Source organism: Actinomadura opuntiae, from assembly GCF_030283205.1.
Lineage (GTDB): Bacteria > Actinomycetota > Actinomycetes > Streptosporangiales > Streptosporangiaceae > Spirillospora.
The window spans coordinates 217017-242298 of record NZ_JASNWF010000019.1 but is presented as its reverse complement, the minus strand read 5'-3'; the positions used below and the strand labels follow the sequence as shown (position 1 = coordinate 242298).

The 25282-nt window shown below is 73.7% G+C and carries 20 protein-coding genes; 7 read left to right on the top strand and 13 right to left on the bottom strand.

The window, feature by feature from the left end:
• Positions 1–121: 121 nt before the first annotated feature.
• Positions 122–1510, bottom strand: coding sequence for an MFS transporter (locus tag QP089_RS35675; RefSeq protein WP_285917853.1), 1389 nt, complete (start codon positions 1508–1510; stop codon positions 122–124).
• 106 nt (positions 1511–1616) lie between these two features.
• On the opposite strand from QP089_RS35675, the gene QP089_RS35670 reads away from it, so the two are divergent.
• Entirely contained in the window at positions 1617–2243 is a 627-nt protein-coding gene (locus QP089_RS35670; protein WP_285917852.1) for a TetR family transcriptional regulator C-terminal domain-containing protein, read from the top strand.
• A 16-nt stretch (positions 2244–2259) separates the two neighbouring features.
• On the opposite strand, the gene QP089_RS35665 is transcribed toward QP089_RS35670, so the two are convergent.
• From QP089_RS35665 to QP089_RS35620, 10 genes are all read right to left on the bottom strand, one after another.
• A complete protein-coding gene (locus QP089_RS35665) occupies positions 2260–3522 on the bottom strand; it encodes a flavin-dependent oxidoreductase (RefSeq protein ID WP_285917851.1) in 1263 nt (420 codons plus the stop codon).
• A 14-nt stretch (positions 3523–3536) separates the two neighbouring features.
• Positions 3537–4388 (bottom strand): ABC transporter ATP-binding protein, encoded by an 852-nt coding sequence (locus tag QP089_RS35660; RefSeq protein WP_285917850.1) that lies wholly within the window; start codon positions 4386–4388, stop codon positions 3537–3539.
• A gap of 24 nt (positions 4389–4412) precedes the next feature.
• A complete protein-coding gene (locus QP089_RS35655; RefSeq protein WP_285917849.1) occupies positions 4413–5216 on the bottom strand; it encodes an ABC transporter permease in 804 nt (267 codons plus the stop codon).
• A complete protein-coding gene (locus QP089_RS35650; RefSeq protein ID WP_285917848.1) occupies positions 5213–5989 on the bottom strand; it encodes an ABC transporter permease in 777 nt (258 codons plus the stop codon). Before QP089_RS35650 ends, QP089_RS35655 begins: the two co-directional genes overlap by 4 nt.
• Positions 5986–6972, bottom strand: a complete 987-nt coding sequence (locus QP089_RS35645; RefSeq protein WP_285917847.1) for an ABC transporter substrate-binding protein — start codon at positions 6970–6972, stop codon at positions 5986–5988. Before QP089_RS35645 ends, QP089_RS35650 begins: the two co-directional genes overlap by 4 nt.
• Positions 6973–7186: 214 nt before the next feature.
• On the bottom strand, positions 7187–8047 hold the full coding sequence (locus QP089_RS35640) for an ABC transporter ATP-binding protein (protein ID WP_285917846.1): 861 nt from the start codon (positions 8045–8047) through the stop codon (positions 7187–7189).
• 5 nt (positions 8048–8052) lie between these two features.
• Positions 8053–9660, bottom strand: coding sequence for a benzoylformate decarboxylase (gene mdlC, locus QP089_RS35635; protein WP_285917845.1), 1608 nt, complete (start codon positions 9658–9660; stop codon positions 8053–8055).
• Positions 9657–10505 carry an ABC transporter permease gene (locus tag QP089_RS35630; protein ID WP_285917844.1) on the bottom strand — a complete coding sequence of 283 codons (849 nt, stop codon included), beginning with the start codon at positions 10503–10505 and terminating at the stop codon, positions 9657–9659. The genes mdlC and QP089_RS35630 overlap by 4 nt, the downstream gene beginning before the upstream one ends.
• Entirely contained in the window at positions 10502–11311 is an 810-nt protein-coding gene (locus QP089_RS35625; RefSeq protein ID WP_285917843.1) for an ABC transporter permease, read from the bottom strand. The genes QP089_RS35630 and QP089_RS35625 overlap by 4 nt, the downstream gene beginning before the upstream one ends.
• Before the next feature lie 21 nt (positions 11312–11332).
• Positions 11333–12313, bottom strand: a complete 981-nt coding sequence (locus QP089_RS35620) for an ABC transporter substrate-binding protein (RefSeq protein WP_285917841.1) — start codon at positions 12311–12313, stop codon at positions 11333–11335.
• 868 nt (positions 12314–13181) lie between these two features.
• Here QP089_RS35620 and QP089_RS35615 point away from each other — a divergent pair.
• From QP089_RS35615 to QP089_RS35595, 5 genes are all read left to right on the top strand, one after another.
• Positions 13182–16559, top strand: coding sequence for a sensor histidine kinase (locus QP089_RS35615; protein ID WP_285917840.1), 3378 nt, complete (start codon positions 13182–13184; stop codon positions 16557–16559).
• Positions 16556–17002, top strand: a complete 447-nt coding sequence (locus tag QP089_RS35610; RefSeq protein WP_285917839.1) for a roadblock/LC7 domain-containing protein — start codon at positions 16556–16558, stop codon at positions 17000–17002. The genes QP089_RS35615 and QP089_RS35610 overlap by 4 nt, the downstream gene beginning before the upstream one ends.
• Positions 17003–17031: 29 nt before the next feature.
• Positions 17032–17478, top strand: a complete 447-nt coding sequence (locus tag QP089_RS35605) for a DUF742 domain-containing protein (protein WP_285917838.1) — start codon at positions 17032–17034, stop codon at positions 17476–17478.
• 40 nt (positions 17479–17518) lie between these two features.
• On the top strand, positions 17519–18133 hold the full coding sequence (locus QP089_RS35600; protein ID WP_285917857.1) for a GTP-binding protein: 615 nt from the start codon (positions 17519–17521) through the stop codon (positions 18131–18133).
• A gap of 144 nt (positions 18134–18277) precedes the next feature.
• Complete coding sequence (locus tag QP089_RS35595) at positions 18278–19093, top strand: SGNH/GDSL hydrolase family protein (RefSeq protein WP_285917836.1); 816 nt, start codon at positions 18278–18280, stop codon at positions 19091–19093.
• Here the strand turns inward: QP089_RS35595 and QP089_RS35590 are convergent.
• Positions 19090–19530: an STAS domain-containing protein gene (locus QP089_RS35590; RefSeq protein ID WP_285917834.1), complete on the bottom strand. Its 441-nt coding sequence runs from the start codon at positions 19528–19530 to the stop codon at positions 19090–19092. The genes QP089_RS35595 and QP089_RS35590 overlap by 4 nt on opposite strands.
• A gap of 190 nt (positions 19531–19720) precedes the next feature.
• Between QP089_RS35590 and QP089_RS35585 the strand changes: the two genes are divergently transcribed.
• Positions 19721–23293: an AAA family ATPase gene (locus tag QP089_RS35585; protein ID WP_285917832.1), complete on the top strand. Its 3573-nt coding sequence runs from the start codon at positions 19721–19723 to the stop codon at positions 23291–23293.
• On the opposite strand, the gene QP089_RS35580 is transcribed toward QP089_RS35585, so the two are convergent.
• Positions 23290–25215: an ABC transporter ATP-binding protein gene (locus QP089_RS35580; protein WP_285917830.1), complete on the bottom strand. Its 1926-nt coding sequence runs from the start codon at positions 25213–25215 to the stop codon at positions 23290–23292. The genes QP089_RS35585 and QP089_RS35580 overlap by 4 nt on opposite strands.
• Positions 25216–25282: the final 67 nt, after the last annotated feature.

The following is a 25282-nucleotide window of genomic DNA, read 5'->3' as shown; positions in this document are numbered from 1 at the left end:
CTGTTGTCGCTGGCCCGTCGCCGCGTCAACGTGCTGTGGGCCATGATCCGCAACGGTGAGTGCTACCACCACTCACCGCCCGTCACGGTCGCGGCTTGACAACCTCATTGGGAAGTCTCCTTCAGGACGCGGTGGGGCGGGTGGTCAGGAACGCTCCCGCCAGGGCGGCGCCGGCGGCGGCGAGCGTGCAGAACAGGTAGACGGCGGTGTAGTCGTCGTGCACCGCCCCGTCCGGCAGCAGCGCGGCGAGCGCGGCGATGCCGAGCGCGCCGCCGAGCTGCCGGGCCGTGGTGTTGAGGCCGGTGGCGCCCGCGAACCGCTGCGGGCCGGCCGACAGCGCGGCGGCCGACGCGGTGCCGGTGGTGAGCATCCCCATGCCCGTCCCGGCCACCAGCCCGAGCGGCAGCCAGAACGTGAGGAAGTGCGGTTCGGGCGGGAGCCCGGCGACCGCCCAGATCCCCGTCGCCACCATGATCAGCGCGCCTCCGGACACGGCGGGACGGACGCCGATGCGCCCGGTGAGGCGGCCCATCGCGATCGCGGCGGCGGTGGCGGTGAACGCCCCGGGCGTCGAGGCGAGCCCGGCCTTGAGGATCGAGTAGTGCCACTGGCCGGTCAGGTAGAGCACGCCGAGCAGCAGCCAGGAGTACAGCGCGGTCCCGTACAGGAACGAGGCGGTGTTGGCGAGGGCGAACCCGCGCTCGCGCCACATCCGGATCTCCAGCGCGGGCACCGGGTGCCGCGCCGACCGCCACAGCGCCAGGCCGGCCAGGACGGCGCCGCCGAGCAGCAGCGCGAGCGTGCGGGGGTCGCTCCAGCCCCAGTCGCCCGACTGGGTGACGCCGAGCGCGATCCCGCCGACGCCGGTGCCGAGCAGGACCGTTCCGGCGATGTCGGGCAGCCGGCCCGCGGTCCTCGCGGTGTGCGGCAGCCGCAGGCCGCCGAGCAGCATCGCCAGGCCGAACGGGACGTTGATGACGAACAGCGCCCGCCAGCCGAACTGGTCCACCAGCACGCCGCCGAGCCCGGGGCCGACGGCGGCGGCGAACGCGCCCGCCGCACTCCACAGCCCGATCGCGCCCGCGCGCCGCGCGGCGGGCGTGTCGTGCAGCAGCAGCGCGAGGGACGCGGGGATCATCGCGGCCGCGGTGGCGCCCTGCACGCCGCGGGTCGCCAGCAGGACCGGGACGGTCGGCGCCGCCGCGCAGGCCAGCGAGGCGAGCGTGAACAGCCCGGTGCCCCACAGGTAGAGCGAGCGCCGCCCGACCACGTCGGCGAGCCGTCCGGCGGGGGCGAGCAGCGCGGCGAACAGCACCGCGTAGACGGTGACGACCCAGGTCAGCCCGGACAGCGAGGTCCCGCCGAAGTCGTCGTGCAGGTCGGGGACGGCGAGGTTGGCGACGGTGGCGTCGAGCATGGCCAGGAACGTCGCGCCGGCGGCGAGCCAGGGCACGGCCCGCCGGGTGCCCGCCGCGACGGGCGCCGCCGCGGCGGTCTCTGCGGTGGTCATGGGAGTGCCTCCAAAAAAAGAACGAACGGTCGTACAATCTTCTCTGGAGGGCGCTCCCGTCAAGGGGTTCGCCGGATTGACTTTGAACGAACGGTCGTGCAGATTAATGGGCGTGAGCACCGACGGACGGCTCCTCAAGGGGGAGCGGACGCGCACGGTCATCCTCGGCCGGGCCGCCGACATCGCCTCGGCCGAGGGCCTGGAGGGCCTGTCGATCGGCCGCCTCGCCACCGAGCTGCGGATCAGCAAGAGCGGCGTGTTCACGCACTTCGGCTCCAAGGAGGAGCTCCAGCTCGCCACGGTCGCCAAGGCCGTGGAGGTGTTCCGCGAGCACGTGACCGGGCCGGCGCTCGCCGTCCCCGAGGGGCTCGGCCGCGTCCGGGCCCTGCTGGCGGCGTGGCAGCGCTACCAGCGCGAACCGGTCTTCCCCGGCGGATGCTTCTTCCACTCGACGATGGCCGAGTTCGACGCCCGCCCGGGCCGGGTCCGCGACGCCATCGCCGCGTCCCAGCGCGACTGGCGCGCCTTCCTGGAGCGCTGCCTGCGCGAGGCGCGGGAACGCGGGGAGATCGACGCGTCCGCGGACGTCCCGCAGCTCGCCTTCGAGCTGGACGCCGTCTGCCGCACCGCCGCCGCCCACGCGCTCCTCCACGACGACCCGTCGCTGTACGACCGGGCGTCCCGCGCCATCGACGCCCGTCTCGCGGCCGTCACCACCGGCCGCGACCGCTGAGCGGGCGCCCGGCGCGTCAGCGCACGACGGTGTAGGACGGACGGTTGTTGAGCGTCTCGGCGTCGATGAACGACGTCCTGCGGTAGGCGCCGGTGAGCGTGGCCAGCTCCTCGGCCGTCAGGACGTCCTCGATGGCGTCGAAGCCGTCCGGGGCGCGCTCGGACACCATCCGCAGGATCCGCTCCGCCGGCATGTCGCGGCAGGCCAGCACGACCGCGTTGGCCGTCTCGCGGCGCTCCCGCTCGTAGCCGAGCAGCCCCTCGGCGGCGTCGGCGGCGCGGGCCAGCTCGTAGGCCAGCACGCGCGCGTCCAGGACCGCCTGGGAGCCGCCGTTGGAGCCGATCGGGTACATCGGGTGCGCCGCGTCGCCGAGCAGGGTCACCCGGCCGGACGTCCACCGGTCCAGCGGCTCGCGGTCCACCATCGGGTACTCCAGGATCTCCGGGGACGCGGCGATCAGGGACGGGACGTCCAGCCAGTCGAACTTCCAGCCGGCGAAGTAGGGGAGGACGTCCTCCAGCCGCCCCGTCCGGTTCCAGTCCGCGTCGGTCTCCAGCCGGTCGCCGGGGAGCCTGACCTCGGCGACCCAGTTCAGCAGCGCCCGCCCGCGCCGCTCCGCGCGCATCGAGATCGGATACACGACGATCTTGGACGCGGCGTTGCTGCCCGCCACGGCCAGGGTCCGTCCGGTCAGGAACGGCTCGGACTCGGTGACGCCCCGCCACATCCGGATCCCGTTCCACAGCGGCGCCGGCTCGCCGGGATGGAGCTGCGCCCGGACGGCCGAGTGCAGCCCGTCCGCGCCGACCAGCACGTCCGCCCGGACCGTCCCGGCGGTGCCGGACGCCCGGTCCAGCAGCCGGGCCCGCACCTCCGCGCCGTCCTGCTCGAAGCCCTCGAACACCGTGCCGGTGCGGACGGCGTCCTTGCCGAGCCGGGACAGCACCGCGTCGAGCAGCACCATCTGCAGCTCGCCGCGGTGCACCGAGTACTGCGGCCAGTCGTAGCCGAGCGCCCGGCCGCGCGGGTCGGCCCAGATCCGGCCGCCGAACCGGTCGAAGTGCACCATCTCGGCGGTGGGGACGCCGATGTCGGCGAGGTCCCCGCCGAGTCCCAGCTCGGTGAGCTCGCGGACGGCGTGCGGCAGCAGGTTGATGCCGACGCCGAGCGGCCGCAGCCGCCGGACGCCGTCGACGACGAGCGCCTCGATCCCGGCCTCGTGCAGGCTCAGTGCGGTGGTGAGCCCGCCGATCCCGGCCCCGACGATGAGTACGCGCATGCCGTCATGATCTCTTATCCGGGGCCGGTCTCCGGTGGATTGTCCGCTTCCGGCTCGCCCGCCCCGGACGTCCCGCCCCGCTGCGCCGCGGTCGCGGGCGCGGCGCCCGGGATCCGGGCGCCGCCGCGGACCAGCCGGCCGACCTCGGCGCGCAGCCGGACGAACTCCGGCAGCCCGCGCGTCTCGATCTGGTCGCGGACGGCGGGCAGCGCCACCGGGATGTCGGCGTGCACGCGGGCCGGCGACCGGTTCAGCACGACCACCCGGTCGCCGACGTAGACGCTCTCGTCGATGTCGTGGGTGACCAGCAGGATCGTCATCTTCGCCGCCCGGTGCACCTGGAGCAGGAGGTCCTCCAGGTCCTCCCGGGTCTGCGCGTCCACGGAGCCGAACGGCTCGTCCATCAGCAGCAGCGACGGCCGGTAGGCCAGGGCCCGCGCGATCGACACCCGCTGCTGCATGCCGCCCGACAGCTGCCAGGGGTACTGGCGGGACGCGTCGGGCAGGCCGACCGACTCCAGCGCCTCCTCGGCGGCGGCGCGGCGCTCGGCCCGGGACCCGCCGCGCCGCCGCAGCGGCATCGCCACGTTGTCGCGGACGGTCAGCCACGGGAACAGCGAGCGGCTGTAGTCCTGGAAGACGACGGCGAGGTCGTCGGGCACCCCGGTGACCGGCGCGCCGTCCAGCTCCAGGGCGCCGCCGGTCGGCCTGATCAGCCCCGCGATGCAGCGCAGCAGGGTGGACTTGCCGCACCCGGACGGGCCGACGATGCTGAGCAGCTGGCCGTCCGGGACGGTGAGGTCGAGCCCGTCGAGCGCCTTGTGCCCGCCGGAGTAGGAGTGCGTGAGGCCGGTGATCCGGAGCATCGCGGACGCCTTTTCTGTGGGGGTTCAGTTCGTCAGCCGCTGCGCGCCGGCGTGCCAGGCGAGCAGCCGCCGCTCCAGGAGCATGAAGACGCCGTTGAACAGCAGGCCGAGGACGCCGAGCATGACGATCCCGGCCCACATCGTCGGCGGCTCGAAGGCGCGCTGGGCGTCCAGCAGCTCGGCGCCGATGCCGGTGGTGCTGCCGACGATCTCCGACAGCACCATGAGGATCAGCGCGAACGACAGCGCGACCCGCAGCCCGGCGAAGATCTTCGGCGCCGCCGCCGGCAGGATGATCATCAGCAGCCGGCGGGGCCGGGAGACGCCGAAGACGCGGGCGGTGTCCAGCTGCAGGGGGTCCACCGCGCGGACGCCGTCGGCGGTGTTCAGCAGCACCGGCCACACCACCCCGAACGCGATCGTGACGATCTGCATCGTCGTGCCGATCTTGAACACGACGATGAAGAACGGCAGCAGCGTCGGCGGCGGCACCGCGCGCAGGAACTGCAGCACCGGGTCCAGCAGGTCGTTCAGGAACCGGGACCGGCCGATCGCCGCGCCGACCGCCACCCCGGCGGCCCCGGCGGCGGCCCATCCGACGAACAGGTGGGCGAGGCTGCTGGAGAAGTCGTCGACCGCGTTGCCGTTGAGGAACGCCCGCGAGGCGGGGCCGGAGAACCACACCTCGTGCAGCGTCTCGATGATCTTCGTGGGCGGCGGGAAGTACGTCTCGTCCTTCACGGACGTGACGATCTGCCAGACCGCCACGGCGAGCGCGACGAGCCACACCCGCTCGGCGGCCCCGCGGACCGGACGCGCGCCCCTCATGCGATCCCCTCGACGCGGGCGGTGTGCCAGCGGAACGCGAGCCGCTCCAGCCCGGTCAGCGCGGCGTTGGCGAGCAGCCCGAGCACCCCGGCCCAGCAGGCGCCGGCCAGCATCAGGTCGGTGCGGCCACCGCCCTGCTGCGTCTCGGCGAGGTAGATGCCGATGCCGTCGTCGCCGCCGATCAGCAGCTCGGTGCTGATCAGCACGACGAGGGCGACCGAGGCGGCGATCCGCACGCCGGTGGCGATGAACGGGGCGGCGCTCGGCAGCGACACCCGCCACAGCACCGACGGCGCCGAGAACCCGAAGCCGCGCAGCGTGTCCTTGGCCACCGGGTCGACGTCGCGCAGCGCGTACAGGGTGTTGATGAGGATCGGCCACAGGCAGGCGTAGAAGATCAGCGACAGGTTGGTCCGCGCCGGGGTGCTGAACACCAGGGCGGCGAGCGGGATCAGCGCCACCGACGGGACGGGGCGGCACAGCTCGACCAGCGCGCGGGACGCGGTGCCGAGCAGCGGCACCGAACCGAGCAGCACGCCCAGCGGCACCGCCACCAGCACGGCGAGCAGCAGCCCGAGCAGCCATTCGCGCACCGTCGCGCCGACGTCGGTCAGGAACTCGCTGTCGACGGCCAGCCTGCCGGCCTCTTTCAGCACGGTCGAGGCCGGCGGGAGCGAGGACCGGTCCACGAGGCCGGAACGGCTGACGGCCTCCAGCACGCCGGCCACCACGACCACCCCGGCCGCGCCGAGGACGATGCGGCGTGGGGTCATGAAGCCGGGGTCAGCAGCAGCGGCTTGACGTCCATCGTCTTGGAGATGTAGCCGAACCGCTGCATGACGTCCGGCACCCGCTGCAGGCGGGTCGCGTCCAGCGACGTCGGGTAGGTGCCGTAGCTCATGGCCGCGGCGACCTTGGCGTCGATGCCCTTGGCGTAGGTGGGCAGGATCTGCTCGACGAGCTTGCGGTCCGCGGCCATGCTCTGCCCCTTGCCCAGCGCGCGCTGGAACGCGGCGACCGTCTTGGGGTTCTTGTCGGCGAACCGCGCCGGCGCGGCGTAGCCGGCCATCGGGAACTGCGCGGTCGGGCCGCTGGACAGGTCGGCGACCATCCGGGCGCCCATGGTGCTCTGCATCTGGGTGCCGAACGGCTCGATCGCCTGGACGGCGTCGACGCTCTTGTTCTTCAGCGCCGCCTCCATGTTGGGCGGCGGGATCTCGACGAAGTTCCTGTCCTCGTCGAAGGCGACGCCCTGCGCCTGCCCGGCGGCGCGCACCAGCAGCGTGCTGACGTTGTGCTTGGTGTTGACGCCGATCTTCTTGCCGGCCAGGTCCTTGATCGTGCGGTACGGGGAGTCGGCGCGCACCATCAGCGTGTGGGTCTTCGGCGCGCCCTGGAAACCGTCGGCGACGACCTTCGGCTTGAACCCCGGGTCCTTGGACGCGGCGGTGAACAGCGACACGTAGTTGCCGAAGGTGATGTCGAGCTGCCCGCTCCGCAGCAGCGGGATCGCCTCGGCGCCGCCGCTGACGACCCGCGTCCTGACCGTCAGCCCCTCGGCCTTGAACAGGCCCTTCCGGATCGCGATCTGCAGCGGCGCGGTGTCGGCGATCGTCATGGTGCCGACGGTGATCGTGGACTTCTCGAGCCCGTTGGCCGGTTTCTTGTCGTCCGAGCCGCCGCACGCGGTGGCCGGGAGCGCGACCGCGACGGCGAGCGCGCCGCCGAGGACGGCGCGGGGAAGGGTGGCGGACATGGGCGACGCTCCATTGCGGGAGGGGCGGCCGGGGGAGAGCCGATCGTTCGGCGAGTGCCGGGAGCGTAGCGCATCGCCTGCCGGATCGCGGGAGAAATGAGGCGTATGTAGTGATATGTGGAGAAAATTGTGAACAGGATTGTTCCGCCGTTCGGCGCGCGGAAAGCGAAGGACCCCGGCCGCGGTGCGACCGGGGTCCTTCGGGACGTGCGCGCTACTTCTTCGCGGACCCCTCCGCCGAGGCGTCGTCCTTGGCGGGCTCGTCCTCCGCCGCGTCCTTCGCCGCGTCGTCCTTCGCGTCGGTGGCGGCCGCCGCCTCGGACTCCTTGACGACGCCGCGGACGAGCCGTCCCACCTCGGCCCTCAGCCGCACGAACTCCGCGTCCGCCCGGGTGCCGATCTGGTCCCGGTCGGCGGGCAGCGTGACCGGCAGCTCGTCGCGGACCCGGCCGGGGTTGCGGGCCAGCACCACGACCCGGTCGCCCAGGTAGACGCTCTCGTCGATGTCGTGCGTGACGAGCAGGATCGTCATGCCCTGCGCCCGGTGCACCTCCAGGACGAGGTCCTCCAGGTCCTCGCGGGTCTGCGCGTCGACCGACCCGAACGGCTCGTCCATCAGCATCAGCGTCGGCTTGTAGGCCAGCGCCCGGGCGATCGACACCCGCTGCTGCATGCCGCCCGACAGCTGCCACGGGTACTTGGCCGCCGCGTCCTCCAGGCCGACCGACGCCAGCGCCTCGACGGCGCGGGCCCGGCGGTCGGCCTTGCCGAGCCCGCGGCGGCGCAGCGGCAGCGCGACGTTGTCGCGGACCGTCAGCCACGGCAGCAGCGAGCGGCTGTAGTCCTGGAACACCACGGCGAGGTCGTCGGGCACGCCGTCGATGGGCGCGCCCTTCAGCACGACCTTGCCGTCGCTCGGCGGGACGAGTCCGGCGATGCAGCGCAGCAGCGTCGACTTGCCGCACCCCGACGGCCCGACGATCGTGACCAGCTCGCCCTCGCCGACCTTCAGGTCGATGCCGTCGAGGACGCGGTGCGTCCCGTAGGAGTGGCCCAGTCCGGAGATCTCCAGCATCGCGCTCACCGTGCCCCGGGCTCGTCGTACATCGCGGTGTTGTCGGCCGCCACGCGGACGCTGACGATGAAGGGCCCGTCGTGGGCGAGGGCCTCTTCCAGCGCGGCGTCCACGTCGGCGGCGCCGGCCACCGCCCGGCCGGGGCAGCCGAGCCCCTGCGCGAGCGCGACGAAGTCGATGCCGGAGATGTCGGCGCCCGGGATCGAGTCCAGGCCGATCCGCCGGCCGAGCCCCCTGATGGCGCCGTACCCGCCGTTGTCGAGGACGATCACCGTCATCGGCAGCCGGTGCTGCACGGCCGTCCACAGCGCCTGCACCGAGTACATGATCGCGCCGTCGCCGAGCACGCAGACGACCCGCTCGCCGGAGGAGGCGAGCGCGCGGCCGACCCCCATCGGCAGGCTCCAGCCGAGGACGCCGCTGCCCATGGTGAGGAACGAGCCGGGCCGGCTGAACGGCAGCCGGGCGTGGAACATGTCCCGGTGGCTCGGGATCTCCTCCACGACGACGGCGTCCTCGGGCAGCCGCTCGCGCAGCGACTCGATCACCAGCGCGGCGTCGATCGGGTCGGTGGCCCGCGGGCGGGAGAGCCGCTCCCGCGGCTCGGGCGCCGGCCGGTCGGCCTTCTCGACCAGTTCGAGCAGGCCCGCCACCCCCGCGCGGACCGTGGTGAGCACGCTGGTGCCGACCGGCGCCCACGCGGTCTGGGACGGGTCGCAGTCGAAGTGGAACAGCCGCGCGCCCTCCGGGACGTACGGGCCCTCGCTGTGCACGTGGTAGTTGAACACCGGCGCGCCGAGCACCAGCACGACGTCGTGGCCCTCCAGGCGAGCGGCGAGCTGGTCGCGGACCGGCGGCAGGAACCCCCGGAACAGCGCGTGGTCCTCGGGGAAGCCGGACCGCCCCGACAGCGGGCTGATCCACACCGGCGCGCAGGCGCGCTCGGCCAGCTCCACGACGAGGGACGCCGCGTCCTCGTCCTCCACGCCGTGCCCGACGACGATGACGGGGTTCTCGGCGCCGTTGAGCGCGTCGGCGGTCTCCCGCAGCGCGGCGGGGTCGGGCGCGAACGCGGTCCTCACCTCGCGGTGCGGGATCGGCTCGGCCGGCCGGTCCCAGTCGTCCTCGGGCACCGACAGGAAGACCGGGCCGCGCGGCGGGGTCATCGCCACCCGGTAGGCCTCGGCGAACGCGGCCGGGACGTCCTCGGCCCGCGCGGGCTGCCTGCTCCACTTCACGTAGGGGCGGGGGAACGTCTCGGGCTCGTCCGCGCCGAGGAACGGCCGGGTCGGCAGCATCGCCCGGGTCTGCTGCCCGGCGACGATCACCATCGGGATCCGGTCGCGGTAGGCGTTGAACACCGCGCCGAGGGCGTGCCCGAGGCCGCCGGCGGAGTGCAGGTTGACCAGGGCGGCGGTGCCCCTGGCGAGGGCGTGGCCCGCGGCCGCGCCGACCGCCACGATCTCCTGCAGGCCGAGGACGTAGTCGAAGTCCGCCGGGAAGTCGCGGAACATCCGCAGCTCGGTGGAGCCGGGGTTGCCGAAGACGGTGGTCATCCCGGTCCTCCGGCAGAAGTCGAACACCGCCTCCCGGACGGTGAACTCCGTCGTCATTGATCCGCCTTTCGCGCGCCGCGGTGCCAGCGAAGGAACCGTCGCTCCACCGCGAGCAGAATCGTGTTGAACAGGTAGCCGAGGATGCCGAGCAGCACGATCACCGACCACAGGGTCGGCAGGTCGGACTGGCTCTGCGCGTTGGTCAGCTCGAAGCCGAGGCCGTCGGTCGTGCCCGGGAGCAGCTCGGAGAAGACCATCAGGATCAGCGACAGCGACAGTGCCAGCCGCACGCCCGCGAAGATCTTCGGCAGCGACGCGGGGAGGATGACGAACCTGATCCGCTCGAACGCCGACAGCCGGAACGCCTCGGCCGTGGCCATCTGCATCTGGTCGACGCTGCGCGCCCCGTCGGCGGTGTTGAGCAGGATGGGCCAGATGGCGCTGAAGATGATGGAGGCGACCTGCATCTGCGTGCCGAACTCGAAGAGCACGATGAACACCGGCACGAGGGTGGGCGGCGGGATGACCCGGGCGAACTGCAGCAGCGGCTCAAGGTAGGCCAGCACGCGCTCCGAGCGGCCGAGCGCGATGCCGAGGACGACCCCGGCGACGACGCACGCCGCGAGCGAGAACGCCATCCGGGCCAGGCTGGGCGCGATCGAGTCGCCGGCCTCGGCGTTGAGGAACAGGTGGCTCGGCGGGCCGGAGAACCACAGGTCCCGCATGCGCTCGGCGATCTTGGAGGGCGGGGGGAAGAACGGGCTGTCGGAGGCGCGGGTCGCCGCCTCCCAGCAGCCGATGAGGACGGCCAGCGGGAGCCAGCGGTGCAGGATCCCGCGGGCCAGCCGCCCGGTCCGCCCGCCGCGCCGGGCGGCGGGCGCGGTGAGGGTCGCCGCCGTCACGATGCACCACTCCTCTGCGCCTTGTGCCAGCGGAACGCGCGGTTCTCGGCCTGCACCAGCGCGGTGTCGATGACCAGGCCGAGGCAGCCGGCCCACAGCGTCCCGGCGAGGACGTCGCGGGTGCCGTCGGGGGCGGTGCCGGCCTGGGCGATGAACATGCCGAGGCCGTCGCCGAAGCCGGAGAGGATCTCGGTGCCGACGGCGAGGATCAGCGCGATCGAGGCGGCGAGCCGCACGCCGGTCGCGATGAAGGGGGCGGCGCTGGGCAGTGAGACCCGCAGCAGCACCTGGATCCGGCCGAACCCGAAGCTGCGCAGGGTCTCCTTGGCCGTGGGGTCGACGTCGTCCAGTCCGTACATGGTGTTGAACAGGATGGGCCAGCTGCAGGCGTAGACGATGAGCGGCACCTCCATGTTGAGCCCGGAGCCGAGGACGAGCCCGGCCAGCGGGATCAGCGCGACGGAGGGGATCGGCCGCAGGAACTCCACGATCGCGCGGACCGCGGTGTTCACCGCCGGGACGCTGCCGAGCAGCAGCCCGAGCGGGACGGAGATCGCGATGGCGAGGAGCATCCCGAGCGCCCAGGCGGTGAGCGTCACCCGCACGTTGAACAGGAACGCCGAGTCGCCGAACAGCTCGAGCGCGCGGCCGGTGATGCTGGAGGCGGGGGGCAGATAGGAACGGTCCACAATTCCGGCCCGCCCGAGGGCCTCGCTCGCCAGGAACAGGACCGCCACCCCGGCGGCCCCCCGCGCCCACTTGCCCGGGCGCGAGAGGCCGCGGGGCGGCGTCGTCTGGTTGGCCATGGATGAATCAGCGTCCCGCCGTCACGACGTCGGCTGGAAGAGGATCGTCTTCAGGTCCGGCTTCTGCTGGAGCAGCTTCTCGGTGCTCATCAGGTCGACGATCCGCTGCATGCGCGTGGCGTTCAGCGAGGTCGAGTAGCCGGGCATGGTGATCACCTTGGCCACCTGCGCGTCGATCTTGGAGTAGCTCGGCAGCACCTCCTCGACGCGCTTGCGGTCGCCGGCCGCGATCTTCTGCGCGGCGATGATGGCGCGCTGGAACGCCGCGGCGGTCTTCGGGTTCTTCTTGACGAAGTCCTGCGTGCTGACGTAGCCGCTGATCGGGGTGTCGGTGATCGGCTCGGTGCCGCCGTCGACGGCCACCCGCGCGCCGAGCTTCTTCTCGGTGTCGGAGGAGAAGGGCTCCACGGTGTGGATGGCGTCGACCTGCCCCTTCTCCAGGGCGGTGGCCATCTGCGGGAACGGCACCTGGACGTACTTGACCTTCGACGGGTCGACGTTGTTGGCCTTGAGGATCGCGTCCAGCGTCAGCGACTGGATGTTGTTCAGGATGTTGACCGCGACCTTCTTGCCCTCCAGGTCCTTGGGGGCCTTGATCGAGGACTTGGGCATGACCAGCACGTCCATCATGTGCGAGGTCATGGTCGTGCCCTCGGCCAGGATGCTCAGCTTGAGCGCGCCCTTCTCGTTGGCCTGCAGGAACGAGACGTAGTTGGCGCCGGAGATGACGTCGACCTCGCCCTTGGACAGCGCGGGCAGCGCCAGGGTGCTCTGCGCGATCGGCTTGACCTTGACGTTCAGCCCCTCCTTCTGGAAGAGCTTCTCCTTCTGCGCGATGTAGACGGCGGCGCTGTCCACCAGCGGCAGGGCGGCGACCGTCACGGTCTTCTTCTCGAGTCCGTTGCCGCCGCCGGAGTCGTCCGACCCTCCGCAGGCGGCGGTGAGGGACGCGACCAGGGCGAGGGCGCTGAGCAGCGCGGAAAGACGTCTGGATTGCCGCATGGGCACTCCTTAACTCAACAGGGGGAAGTTGCTTCGGCAGGGGTCGGGCAAAGCAGGGCATGTGAGCCAGGGGGAACGACTGCAGCCACCACTCCCGCCGCGCCTGAAGATCACGTGCGTCGGGAGAGTATCGCGGACTGGGTGGCTTGGGGGGTTTGGCTCCGAATTGCGTGACTCTCTTGTGTCCTGGCGAAGTCCAGTGGCCAATGGCGCGCCGGCGGCGTCTCCGCTGCTGGGACGGGGGGCGGCGCCGGGACGGCCGGGCCCGCGGCCGACCGGCCCTACTGTCCGGTAGGCCTTCCGGATGGCGTTCGATATCGCGTCGAATAAGCGCCGGAGGGGCGCCGCATTCCCCTTGTTTTACGGGGTTCTCGCGCTTGTTGTGACAATCCATCGCCGAGTGAATGCGGAGCGTGATCGGGTCGCGCGGCGCCGGACGGGGAGGCCGGGCCGAGCGGGGGATCGGTGCGGAGGGAGCAGGTGAGCTTACGGCGGGTGACCGGCACGTCGCCGAACGTCCGAGTGCGGAGCGTGACATCGCGAACTCGCGGAAACGGACATCTGGGCATGAAATTACGATTGCCGCATTGGTCTCTATCGTCTCGCCTATGGTCCTTTGCGGCCTATCCGTGGATGTGCTGCAATGTCGTGCGCCGGAGGTGGAGACGATGTTGCTTTAACCCTTCGCGCCGATGGGCCTACGGAGTGTGCGGCATCGTGAGGGAGAGGGTGTTGACGGCGGATGCAACCAAGCGACGTGGGTCGCGACCGTGCTCGGCCTGGTGACGTCGAGGCGCAGTCGGACCGGCCGGCACGGCCAGAGGGCCCGCCGCGACGGGGCGGGCGGCTGCGCCTGCGCAACTGGCGGGTGCCGCAGCGCCTGATCGTGCTGATCCTGGTGCCCACGCTCGCCGCCGTCGCGCTGGCCGGCCTGCGGATCTCCGACTCGGTCGGCAAGGCGCAGAGCTACGGCCGCGTCGAGCGCATGGCGGAGCTCGGCGAGGGCATCGCCCAGTTCGTCCAGGAGTTCACCGCCGAGCGCGACGAGGCCGTCGAGTACATCACCGCCGGCCGCCCCGCCTCCATGCAGCAGGCGCTGCAGGCCCAGCAGCAGCGGACCGACGCGCAGGTCGCGCCGGTGCGGACCGCCGCGTCCCGCATCAGCGGCTCCTACGGGGCCGAGGCCGTCCGCGACGCGACCGCGGTGGAGAGCCGGCTCGACGGCGTCAAGGCGCTGCGCTCGCTGGTGACCGGGACCAAGGTCCCGGCCTTCATCGTGCTGCAGAAGTACACCGACTCCGCGCAGGAGATGATCGCCGTCCTGGACGGGATCTCCCAGAACGTCGCCGACGACCGGCTCGCGGAGTCCAGCCGTGCGCTCGGCGCGCTCGCCCGCGCCAAGGAGGCCGTCTCCCGCGAGCGCGCCATCCTGCTCGTCGGCGCGCGCGAGGGCGGGCTCGTCACCGACGAGCTGAACCAGCTCACCGCGGCGCGCGCGCAGGAGGACAGCGAGCTCGCCGCCTTCCGCGACTCCGCGTCCCTGGAGCAGACCCAGCTGTACGAGGACACCGTCGTCGGCCCCAAGATCGACCAGGCCCGCGACGTGCGGCAGCGCGTGATCTCGGCGGCGAGCGCGAACGCCGGGGTGCTGCCCGGGTCGCTGCGCTCCACCCGCGCGGCCAAGACGATGCGCACGGCGATGACCGCGATGGTCGACCAGATGCGCCAGGTCGAGCAGCGGCTCGCCGCCGACATCCGCGCGCACAGCGACGAGCAGGGCACGTCCGCGCGCAACGCGACGATCCTCGACTCCGCGCTCGTCGCCGTCCTGCTGCTCATCGTGCTGCTGATCACCATCGTGATGGCGCGCTCGCTGGTGCGCCCGCTGCGCCGGCTGCAGTCCGGCGCGCTGGAGGTCGCCAGCACCCGGCTGCCCGGCTTGGTCGACCGGCTGCGCGACCCCGAGGCGGCCGCCGGCGGCATCGAGGTCGCGCCCATCGAGATCGACTCCACCGACGAGATCGGGCAGGTCGCCCGCGCCTTCGACGAGGTCCACCGCGAGGCGGTCCGGCTCGCGGCCGACGAGGCGGTGCTGCGCGGCAACATCAACGCGATGTTCGTCAACCTGTCGCGGCGCAGCCAGTCGCTGATCGAGCGGCAGCTGCGGCTGATCGAGGAGCTGGAGCAGAGCGAGCGCGACGAGGAGCAGCTCGGCAGCCTGTTCCGGCTCGACCACCTCGCCACCCGCATGCGCCGCAACTGCGAGAACCTGCTGGTCCTCGGCGGCCAGGAGCAGGCGCGCCGGTGGAACAAGCCCGTCCCGCTGATCGACGTGGTCCGCGCCTCGCTGTCGGAGGTCGAGCAGTACGAGCGGGTGGCGCTGCGCGTCCAGGGCGACATGACCGTCGCCGGGCCCGTCGTCAACGACCTCGTCCACCTGCTGGCCGAGCTGGTGGAGAACGCCCTGGTGTTCTCCTCCGAGCACACCAAGGTCACCGTCTCCGGGCAGCTGCTCAGCGGCGGCGGCTCGATGCTCCAGATCACCGACAACGGCGTCGGGATGTCGCAGGAGGAGCTGGAGCAGGCGAACTGGCGGCTGGCGAACCCGCCGGTCATCGACTTCTCCGCCGCCCGGCGCATGGGCCTGTTCGTGGTCGGCCGGCTGGCCGTCCGGCACGGCATCCGGGTCGAGCTGCGGGCCGCGCAGGGCGGCGGGCTCACCGCGTTCGTCGTGCTGCCGGACGCGGCCGTCACGCCGGGCGAGCCCGCCGGCGTCGGCGTCGGCGCGCGCGGCCTCGGCGTCCGCGACTCCGGCAGCCACGGCCAGCTGACCGCGCTCACCACGACCGCGGCCGAGCCGCCCTCCACCGGGGCGAGCGGTGCTTTCCGGCAAGACGACTTCGGTCCCGCCGCCGGGTTCGGCACGGGCACCGGCGGCAACCCGATGGTCGGCCACACCGGGCCGCTGCGGCCGCTGCGCGGCGCCACCGGGCCGCAGCCGGCGATGGGCGGTCCCGTCCCGCCCGACGGCACCGGACCCCAGTCGCCCCTGTCGACCGGGCCGCTGACCCCCACCGCCGGCTCGGGAGCGCACGCCGCCGGCACCGGCGCGCACGCCGCCTTCCCGAACACCGGGCCGCTGCCGGCCGTCCCGCCGGAGCCGCGCCGCCCCGCGGACGCCCCGCCGCCGGACGACCCGTACCGCGCCGGCGACCGGCCCGTCCCGCCGCGCGACCTGCCCGTCCGCCGTCCCGGCGCCCAGCTGCACGGACGGCAGCACGAGGGCGGCCCGCGCGACAACGTGTTCGAGCCCCCGAGCGAGCGGGCCCAGCAGCCGGAGGCCAACGGGTTCCACGACCCGGCCGACCGGCGCACCGGGCCGCAGCCCGTGGTCCCCGAGGCCCAGCCCGTGGTGCCCGAGCCGGGCGCCCGGCGCCAGCAGATCCCCTGGGAGACCGGCCCGCTCGACCAGGTCCCCGGGGACACCGGGCCGCACGGCGACCTCTCCCGCAACGGGGCGCCCGGCCGCGGACCCGGCGGGGGACGGCCGCAGCCGCCCCGGGACCCGGTTCCGGAGCACCACCGCGCCGCCGAACCGTCCGGCTACGAGCAGAACGGCTACGAGCAGAACGGCTACGAGCCGAACGGTTACGAGTCGAACGGCTACGAGCAGAGCGGCTACGAGCGGAGCGGCTACGAGCAGCCGGCTCCCGCGGCGCGGCAGGCGCCGCCGTCCGCCCCCGCCGGGCAGCGGCGGCCGCGTGTGCCCGAGCGTTCGCCGATCTTCGATGCGATGCAGTCGGAATGGTTCCAGCGCCGGACGGGAGGGGACGTGGGCGAGGACCCGGTGAAGGGCTGGGAGTCACCGGCGGACGAGGGCTTCCGCGCGGCCGAGGCCGCCCGCGAACCCGTCGCGGGCAGCCGCACGCAGGTCGGGCTGCCCAAGCGCGTCCCCGGCAAGAACCGCATCCCCGGGGCGGTGGGCCGCACGCCAGCCGCGCCCGCGGGCGGGCCGCCCCAGCCGGCGGCGCAGCCGCCGGCGGCCCCCGGACGGACGCAGCCGGTGCCGCGCCCCGGCGCGCCCGTCCAGGGCCAGCAGTCGTCCGGCCAGTCGGCCGACGTCGTGCGCAACCGTTTCGCGAGCCTGCAGCGCGGCGTCCATCGGGGACGCAACGAGGCGCGGGGCGGGGGCACGTCAGGTGAGGTGCCGTCACAGGGTGACGGCGAGACAGGAGGCACCCGGTGAGCGGGCAGGATCTCAACTGGTTGGTGACGAACTTCGCGGACCGTGTCGCGAAGGTCGCGCACGCCGTCGTGGTCTCCTCCGACGGATTGCCGATGGCCTACTCGGCGGGCTTCCCGCCCGAGCGGGCGGACCAGCTCTCGGCGATCGCCTCGGGGTTGATGAGCCTGACCCAGGGCGCGGCGAAGATCTTCGACGCGGGCGGCGTGAACCAGACGGTCGTGGAGATGGACCGCGGGCTGCTGTTCGTCATGTCGATCGCGAACGGCTCGGTGTTCGCGGTGCTGGCGGCGCCCGACTGCGACCTAGGGCTCGTGGCGTACGAGATGACGCTGCTGGTGGAGCGGGTGGGCCGGGTGCTGACCCCGGCGCTGCGCGCGCAGGAGCAGCAGCCCTACGGCGGCCCCTCGGTGACCGAGATGGGCGCCGGACCCGCCCGCTTTTGACGTGACTGACTCTGACGGAGGTCGGCGACATGGATCGAGGCAGTCCCTTCGGAGCCGGTCCGGGAGGTCCCGGGCGCTGGCCCGGTGAGCCGCGCTCGGTGCAGGACCGGCCGGCCGGGCGGGACGAGGGCGACACCAGCTCGCTGGTGCGCCCGTACGCGGTGACCGGCGGGCGCACCAAGCCGCGCTACGACCTGGCCATCGAGGCCCTGGTCACCGCCGCGCCGTACCCGCCGCGCGATGTGTCCATGCTGACCCCGGAGTACCGGGCGATCATGGACCTGTGCCGCTCGGCCCGCTCGGTGGCCGAGGTGTCCGCGCTGCTGCGCATGCCGCTCGGGGTGGCCCGGGTGCTCGTCGCGGACATGGCCATGGAAGGGCTGCTGCGCCTGCACCAGTCGATCCCCACGACGGCCGGCGGCCAGCCGGACCTCCGCTTGCTAGAAAGGGTGCTCAGTGGCCTTCGGAAGCTCTGACCAGGTCCCGCCCCCGGGGCCGCACGGACCCGAGGCCGAGCTGACCTCGGTGAAGATCGTCGTCGGCGGCGGGTTCGGCGTCGGCAAGACCACCTTCGTGGGGTCGGTCTCGGAGATCATGCCGCTCACCACCGAGGCGGTCATGACCGCGGCCAGCGCCGACGTGGACGACCTGTCGGCCGTCCCGGACAAGACGACCACCACGGTCGCGATGGACTTCGGCCGCGTGTCGCTGGACAGCGAGCTGATCCTGTACCTGTTCGGGACCCCCGGGCAGCACCGCTTCTGGTTCATGTGGGACGACCTGGTGCGCGGCGCGATCGGCGCGGTGGTGCTGGTCGACACCCGGCGGCTGGAGGACTGCTTCGCGGCGGTCGACTACTTCGAGGAGCTCGGCCTGCCGTTCGTGGTGGGCGTGAACGGCTTCCACGGCGAGTTCCAGTACGCGATCGAGGACATCCGCGAGGCGCTGTCGATCAGCGCGCACGTGCCGATCGTGCAGTGCGACGCGCGCAGCCGCGAGTCCACCAAGCAGGTGCTGATCACGCTGGTGCAGCACGCGATGTCGGTGCACTCCACCGCTCCCGCCGGCGCGCCGGCGCCGCCCGCGGCCCCCGGCGGCCCGCTGGGCACGGCGTCCCCGAGCTGGACCTGACGCCGGGCCGGGCACCGGACCCGGCCCGCCGCCGTCCCGTCCCGCCCCGGCCGCCCCGTCCCGGACGACCCGCGTCGCGTTGGTTACGGTCGCGTAGATTGTGTGCACGATGCATGATTGTCCGACGTGACCGACATTGAACCAATGCCAGGGCTTGCGATGGACGAACTGGAGAACATCCGTACGTACGTGGCCATCGGCGACAGCTTCACCGAGGGCCTGAACGATCCCTACCCCGGCGAGAACGACCGCTTCCGCGGCTGGGCCGACCGGCTCGCCGAGCATCTGGCCGAGCACAGCCCCGGCCTGCGGTACGCCAACCTTGCGGTGCGCGGCAAGCTCGTCCGGCAGATCGTGGACGAGCAGGTCCCGCGGGCCGTCGAGCTCGCGCCCGACCTGGTGACGTTCTGCGCGGGCGGCAACGACATGATCCGCCCCGGCGCCGACCCCGACGCGCTCGCGGTCGTCTTCGACGACGCCGTTCGGCGGCTGCGCGCCACCGGCGCCCGCGTGGTGGTCTTCACCGGGTTCGACACCCGCGCGCTGCGCTCCGGCGCCCGCATCCGCGGCAAGGCCGCCACCTACAACATGCACCTGCGCGCCATCGCCGACCGCCGCGGCTGCACGGTCGTCGACCTGTGGTCGCTGCGCGTCTTCGACGACCCGCGCGCCTGGTACGAGGACCGCCTGCACCTGTCGCCCGAGGGGCACCGCCGCATGGCGCTGTTCGTCGCGGGCGTCATCGGCGTGCCGGTGAAGGGCGACTGGCGCGAGCCGTGGCCGGCCCTGGAGCCGGCGGACTGGCTCACCTCCCGCCGCGAGGACCTGCACTGGGCCCGCACCTACCTCCTGCCGTGGATCGGGCGCCGCGCCACCGGCCGCTCCTCCGGCGACGGCCGCGCCCCCAAGCGGCCCGTCCTGACGGAGCTGACCGGGCTGACGGAGCTGAACGAGCGCTAGCGGAGGCGGCGCGCGTATCCGTGCCGCGCGACCGGGGGGTCGGGGGGCTCGTCCCCCCGGTCGATGTCGCGGGCGGCGTTGGGGCCGCCCGCCAGCTCGCCCCCCGACAGCGCCGCCTCCAGCGTCGCCTGGACGGGGATGCGGCGGTTCAGGCCGGTGATCTCCAGGGTGCGGCGGACGATGGGACGGGGACCGGCCAGGGTCAGGCTGCCCCCGGCGGCCGTGGCCGCCTTGTAGCAGCCGACGATGACCGACAGTCCCTGGGAGTCCATGAAATCCAGCTCCGCGAGGTCGAGGATCAGGTGGTCGCCGTGCTCGCGGCGGGCGGCGTCCAGGCGCCGGCGCAGCTCGTCCGAGCCGGCGATATCGAGCTCGCCGCGCAGCCGCACGACGGCGCGGCCGGCGTGCGAGCGGGCGGTCACTTCAAGCGGTGGCACCGGGGGGTTCCCCCTCCTGTCGGCAGACGCCCGCCGGGCCGGGGGGCCGGTGGACGTTTTCCATATGACAACTATCGCCGAGGAGCGGCCGTGTGCCAACCCGCCGCGACGGGGTGTGCGTGATAGCGCCGGGTCGTAGGGTGCTTGCCAGACGTGACGTCCCCCACCCGCCGCATAGGAGAAGGACCAGGTGCGTTCCCCCCGGCTGCCGGACCATCTCGAGCTGCTGCTCACCGAGGAGCCCGTGCTCGACGTGTACGCCCACGGACCGTGGCGCGTGCCCGACGGGCTGTTCGAGCGGATGCGGGAGCGGGCGGTCGCCTACAACGCCGACCCGCGGGCCGCGCTGCTGTCGCGGCAGCTGAGCGACTTCTACGGGGAGGGGACGAGCGCGGCGGGCGCCGAGCAGTGGTCGCTGCTGACGTTCCTGCTCGGCGCGTCGGCGGTGCGCGGCGGATCGCGCGGGGACGTCGACTACGAGCTGCTGTCGGACTTCCTCGCGACGCCCGAGCCGGCCGTCCGCGAGCCGGCCGCGTGGTTCACCCAGGGCGGGCGGTGGCGCCCGCCGGGCCTGTGGCTGCCCGAGCCGGCCGGTGACGACCGCGAGCTGCGCGCGGTGATGCTGGCCCTGGCCCGGGAGGGGCTGGACGTCTTCGACGGCCTGGAGCCCGTCGAGCGGCGCCGCCGGGCGCTGATCGGCCTGTTCGACCGGCGGGCCGCCGACCCGGAGCTGCGCGAGCTGGACCTGACCGCCCCGCAGGACCGGCTGGAGGAGCTGTGGGCCGCCGGCCTGACCGACGAGGAGCTGGCCGTCCTGCCGGAGCTGGCCGGGCCCGTCGGGTACCTCGGCTGGGCGTGCGAGGGACTGGACGCGGCGCACGCGCGGCTGTCGGAGGCCGTCCTGGACGGCGACGGCCCGGACGCCGCGCTGGCCAAGGTGCTGCTCGCGGCCGAGGCCACGGCCGTCCCCGCGGAGCTGTCGGTCGCGCTGGGCGTCGACCGCTACCAGGCCCTGGAGGAGCGGTTCCGCGCCGTCCGGGGCGGGTTCTCCGTCGAGGCGTGGCAGCAGGACGTGCGCTCGTGGCTGGCGCGGGGGCTGGTCGCCGGCGAGGCCGACGCGGCGCGCGCCTGGCTGGACATGGCGGTCCGCATCACCGGCGCGGTGCAGGGCCTGCCGGACGCGGCGACGAGCCCGCGCTGCCGCGTCCCGGTCCGCCCGTTCCAGTCCGACCTGCGGCGGTTGTTCGCGGCGCGCCGCGTCGCCAACCCGCTGGTCACCGCCCTCGCTCCGGACGCGCCGGGGGAGACGCGCGCGGAGGGAACGCCCGCTCCCTCCGAAGTCCCCGACGAAGCCCTGGTCGGCCAGCCCGAGCTTGCGGGCGCGGTCCAGGACGCGCTCGCGGCGCGGCTGGCGGGGGAGCGGCCCGTCCGGCTGCTGATCGCCGGGCCGGAGGGCACCGGCAAGGGCACCGCCGCCGAGCTGCTGGAACGGCGGCTGGCCGCGGGCGGCGCCGTGCGCGAGGCGCTGTGGGTCTCCGACCAGGTGTTCGCCTCGCTGAGCGTCAGCGACGCCGCCCTGTGGCTGCAGGCCCGCGTCCGCGACTGCGTCGAGGCGCGGATGCTGCTGATCGTCGACGACCTGGAGCGGCTGGTCACCTACGAGCGGTGCGGCGCGGCCGCGGTCGAGGAGCTGCGCCGGCTCATGGCCCGCTCGCCCCGCCTGGACGTCGTCGCGCTGTGCCGCACGGGCGGCGACCGGCGGCTCTTCGACGCCAACCCGGCGCTCGTCCGGGCGTTCGACGTGGCCCGCACGCACGACTTCGCCGACGGCGACTTCGCCGAGCTGTTCACCCGGGCCGTGCGGGCCCGCGGCGCCACGGTGCCGGCCGAGGTCGCCGCGACCGCCGGGGTCCTGCTCAGCCGCACGCCGCCGCTGCTGAACCTGCGCGGCGCGCGGCTGGCCGAGCACACCGCGGCGCAGTGCGTCGCGTCCGCGCGGGCCCGCGCCGACGGCGGCGAGCCGGAGGTCACCGCCGCGGACCTGCCGCAGCGGCTCATCCCGGGCCGTCCCGCCGAGACCGACCCGTTCGCCGAGCTGGCCGCCTGCGCCGGGATCGCGCCGGTCAAGCGGGAGGTGGACGCGCTGGTCGCCGAGGCCAAGGCGGCCCGGCTGCGCCGCGAGGCGGGCATGGCGCTCGCCGCCCGCCCGCGCAACCTGGTGTTCACCGGCAATCCCGGCACCGGCAAGACGAAGGTCGCGCGGATCCTCGGCCGGATCTACGCCGGGCTCGGCGTCCTGTCGTCCGGGCACATGGTGGAGGTCGAGCGCGCCGACCTGCTCGGCGAGTACGCCAGCGAGAGCGTGCTGCGGGTGCGCCGCGCCGTGGAGCAGGCGCTCGGCGGCGTCCTGGTCGTCCGGGACGCGCACGCGTTCGTCGCGGCGGCCGTGGACGCCGCGCGCGGCCGCGAGGTCCTGGACGTGCTGCTGGCCACCGTCCAGGCGCACACCGACGACCTGGTGGTGGTGCTGACCGGGCCGCAAGCGGAGCTGAACGGGCTGCTGAAGTCCCATGCCGACCTCGCCGCGCTGTTCCCCCGGACCGTCCCCTTCCCCGACCTCACCGACGACGAGCTGGTGCAGGTCTTCGCCGCCAAGGCCGCCGACGGCGGGTTCGCGCTGGCCCCGGGCGTGCTCGACAAGGTCCGGGCGCTGGCCCAGGCCGCGCCGCGCGACCACGGCTTCGGCAACGCCCGCATCATGATCCACCTGCTGGACCGGGCGGTGGCGATGCAGGGCCGCCGCGTGCTCGCCGACGGCATCGTCGACGAGACCGAGTCGCTCGACGAGATCCTGCCCGAGGACGTCCCCGACGCCCTCGGCCGCGGCGGCGGGGACGTCTCGGCCGACCCGCTCGGCGAGGTCGGCCGGCTGATCGGCCTCAAGGACGTCAAGCGGCAGGTGGACGCGCTGGTCGCCGAGGCCCGCGCCGAGCAGATGCGCCGCGACGCGGGCGTGCCGCTCACCGTCCCGACCCGGCACATGGTGTTCATGGGCAACCCGGGCACCGCGAAGACGACCATCGCCCGGCTGATCGCGGCCGTGTACGCGCGGCTCGGGCTGCTGTCGTCCGGCCACCTGGTGGAGGTGACCCGCGCCGACCTCGTCGCCGAGTTCATCGGGCAGACCGCCCCGCGGGTGCGCGCCGCGGTCGAGCGCGCCCTCGGCGGCGTGCTGTTCATCGACGAGGCCTACGCGCTGACCTCGGCGGGCGGCGGCGACCAGCGCGACTTCGGCCACGAGGCGATCGCCGAGCTGCTGCGGCTCATGGAGGAGCACCGCGCCGACCTGGTCGTCATCGTCGCCGGCTACGACGCGGAGATGGAGCGCTTCCTGAAGTCCAACCCGGGCCTGGAGTCGCGCTTCCCGCAGATCCTGCGCTTCCCCGACTACTCCGACGACGAGCTGGTCACGATCTTCGAGCTGATGGCGGCGACGGCCGGCTTCGCCCTCGCCGCCGGCGTGCCCGCCGCGCTGCGCCGGCTGGTCGCCGCCCAGCCGCGCGGCTCTTCCTTCGGCAACGCCCGCCTCGTCCGCAACCTGCTGGACGCCGCGATCTCCCGCCAGGCGCAGCGCATCACCGCCGCCCACGACGCCGACCCCGCCGCCACCGACCCCGCCGAGATCCGCCTCCTGCGCCCCGAGGACCTCCCCGAGACCCCCCCGACCGACACCGACCCCAACAGATTCGGCCCGTATCTCTAGAGGGAGTACGCCTGGGACTGGAGGGTGTAGAGGTCGGCGTAGAGGCCGCCTTGGGTCATGAGGGCGGCGTGGTCGCCCTCCTCGATGACCTTGCCGTGTTCCAGGACGTAGATGCGGTCGGCGAAGCGGACGCTGGCGAGGCGGTGGGTGATGAGCAGGACGGTGCGTCCGGCGGCGTGGTCGCGGATCCGGTCGAACAGCAGGTGCTCGGCGCGGGCGTCGAGGCTGGCGGTGGGCTCGTCGCAGATCAGCAGCGGCGCGTCCCGGTAGAAGCCGCGGGCCACGGCGAGCCGCTGCCACTGGCCGCCGGACAGCTCGGCGCCGCCCTCGAAGCGGCGGTCCAGGAGGGTGTCGTAGCCGCGCGGGAGGTCCGCGACGACCTCCTCGGCGCCGGACGCGCGGGCGGCGGCGAGCACGGCGGGGTCCTCGGGGGCGCCGGTGCGGTGCCGGGGCCCGCGGCCCATGGTGATGTTCTCCCGGGCGGCCATCGGCCAGTGGGTGTACTCCTGGGCGATGACGGCGACGCGGCTCCACACCTCGTGCGGCCGGACGGCGGTGAGGGGCACGTCGTCCCACAGGACCTCGCCGTCGTCGGGGTCGTAGAGGCCGGCCATGATCCGGGAGAGGGTCGTCTTGCCGGATCCGTTCTCGCCGACGAGCGCGACGACCTCCCCGCGGCGCACCTCCATCGAGACGCCGCTCAGTGACGGGGAGTCCGAGCCGGGGTAGGTGAAGGTGACGTCGCGGACCCGGATCCGGTCGAACGCGGCGGGCAGGGCCGGGCGCGGCACAGTGTCCGACGCGGTGTCCGACCCGGTGTCCGACGCGGTGTCCGGCGGGGGGAGGGAGCGGCGCGGGATCCTGGCCTCGGCGGTGTCGCAGAAGGCCAGGTAGTCGCCGAAGTACAGGCCCTCCTCGTAGCACTGGTTCACCGCGAACACGAGGTTGGCCAGGGACGTCTGCCCGCTCCTGATCGCCAGCACCGCCGTGCCGGCGACCGCGAGCGGCACCCAGCCCTGCCACAGCATCAGCCCGAGCGCGACGTAGACGCCGGCGGTCGCGAGGCCCTTCAGCACGTCCCCGGTGATCTTCACGAAGGTCTGCCGGCGGGCCAGGCCGAGCTCGACGCGGCGCTGGTAGGCGGCGAACCGGTCGTACTCGGCGAGCAGGAACGGCCGCATGGTGAACGCGCGGACCTCGGCGGCGTGCCGCCGCTCGGTCATCAGGCCGGACAGGATCCACTTGCGGCGGGCCACGCCGACCAGCGCGAGCATCGTCGCGTAGCGCATCCGGGCGCGGCGCACCGACGCCCACCCCTCCGGGACGGCGGTCAGCAGGAGCAGCGGGAGCAGCAGCGGGTGCAGCACGCCGAGGGTGCCGGCGGCGGCGGCCATGCCGACGGTGCCGGTGAGGACGTCCACGGCGTGCTGGACGACCTGGGGCGCGGCGTTCATCCCGCGGGTCTCGGCGCGCTGCAGGTCGTCCAGGAACTTCGAGTCGTCGAGCGCGGTCAGGTGCGCGGCCGTGGTGGCCTCGTAGAGCCGCAGCTCGACCAACCGCTGGACCTGCGGTTCCAAGCGGGCCTGGGACCAGCCGGCGGCGGCCTGGAGCCCGGACCGCAGCGCCACCGAGCCCGCGACGAGCGCCAGCGACGGCAGCGCGTCGCGGACGCGGCCGGGCGTCGGCCCGGCGCTGAACAGCGCGGTGAGCACGCCGGTGGTGGCGAGCAGGCCGAACGCGGTGAACAGCCCGGCCGCGAGGTTGAGGGACACCGTCGCGACGGTGTCCGCGCGGCTGGCCCGCCAGGCCAGCCCGGACGCCTGCGCGATCACCGCCGGGAGCCTGCGCGCGAGGGTGCCCATCCCGGTCTCGGCCAGCTCGCCGTCCCGGGCGTGCCAGACGTGCGCCGAGAGTTCCGGCATTTCGCGATCTACCGGGTCGTTCGGGTCCGCGCGTTTCGCGGGCGGGCGGCGCCGCTTACCCGCCATG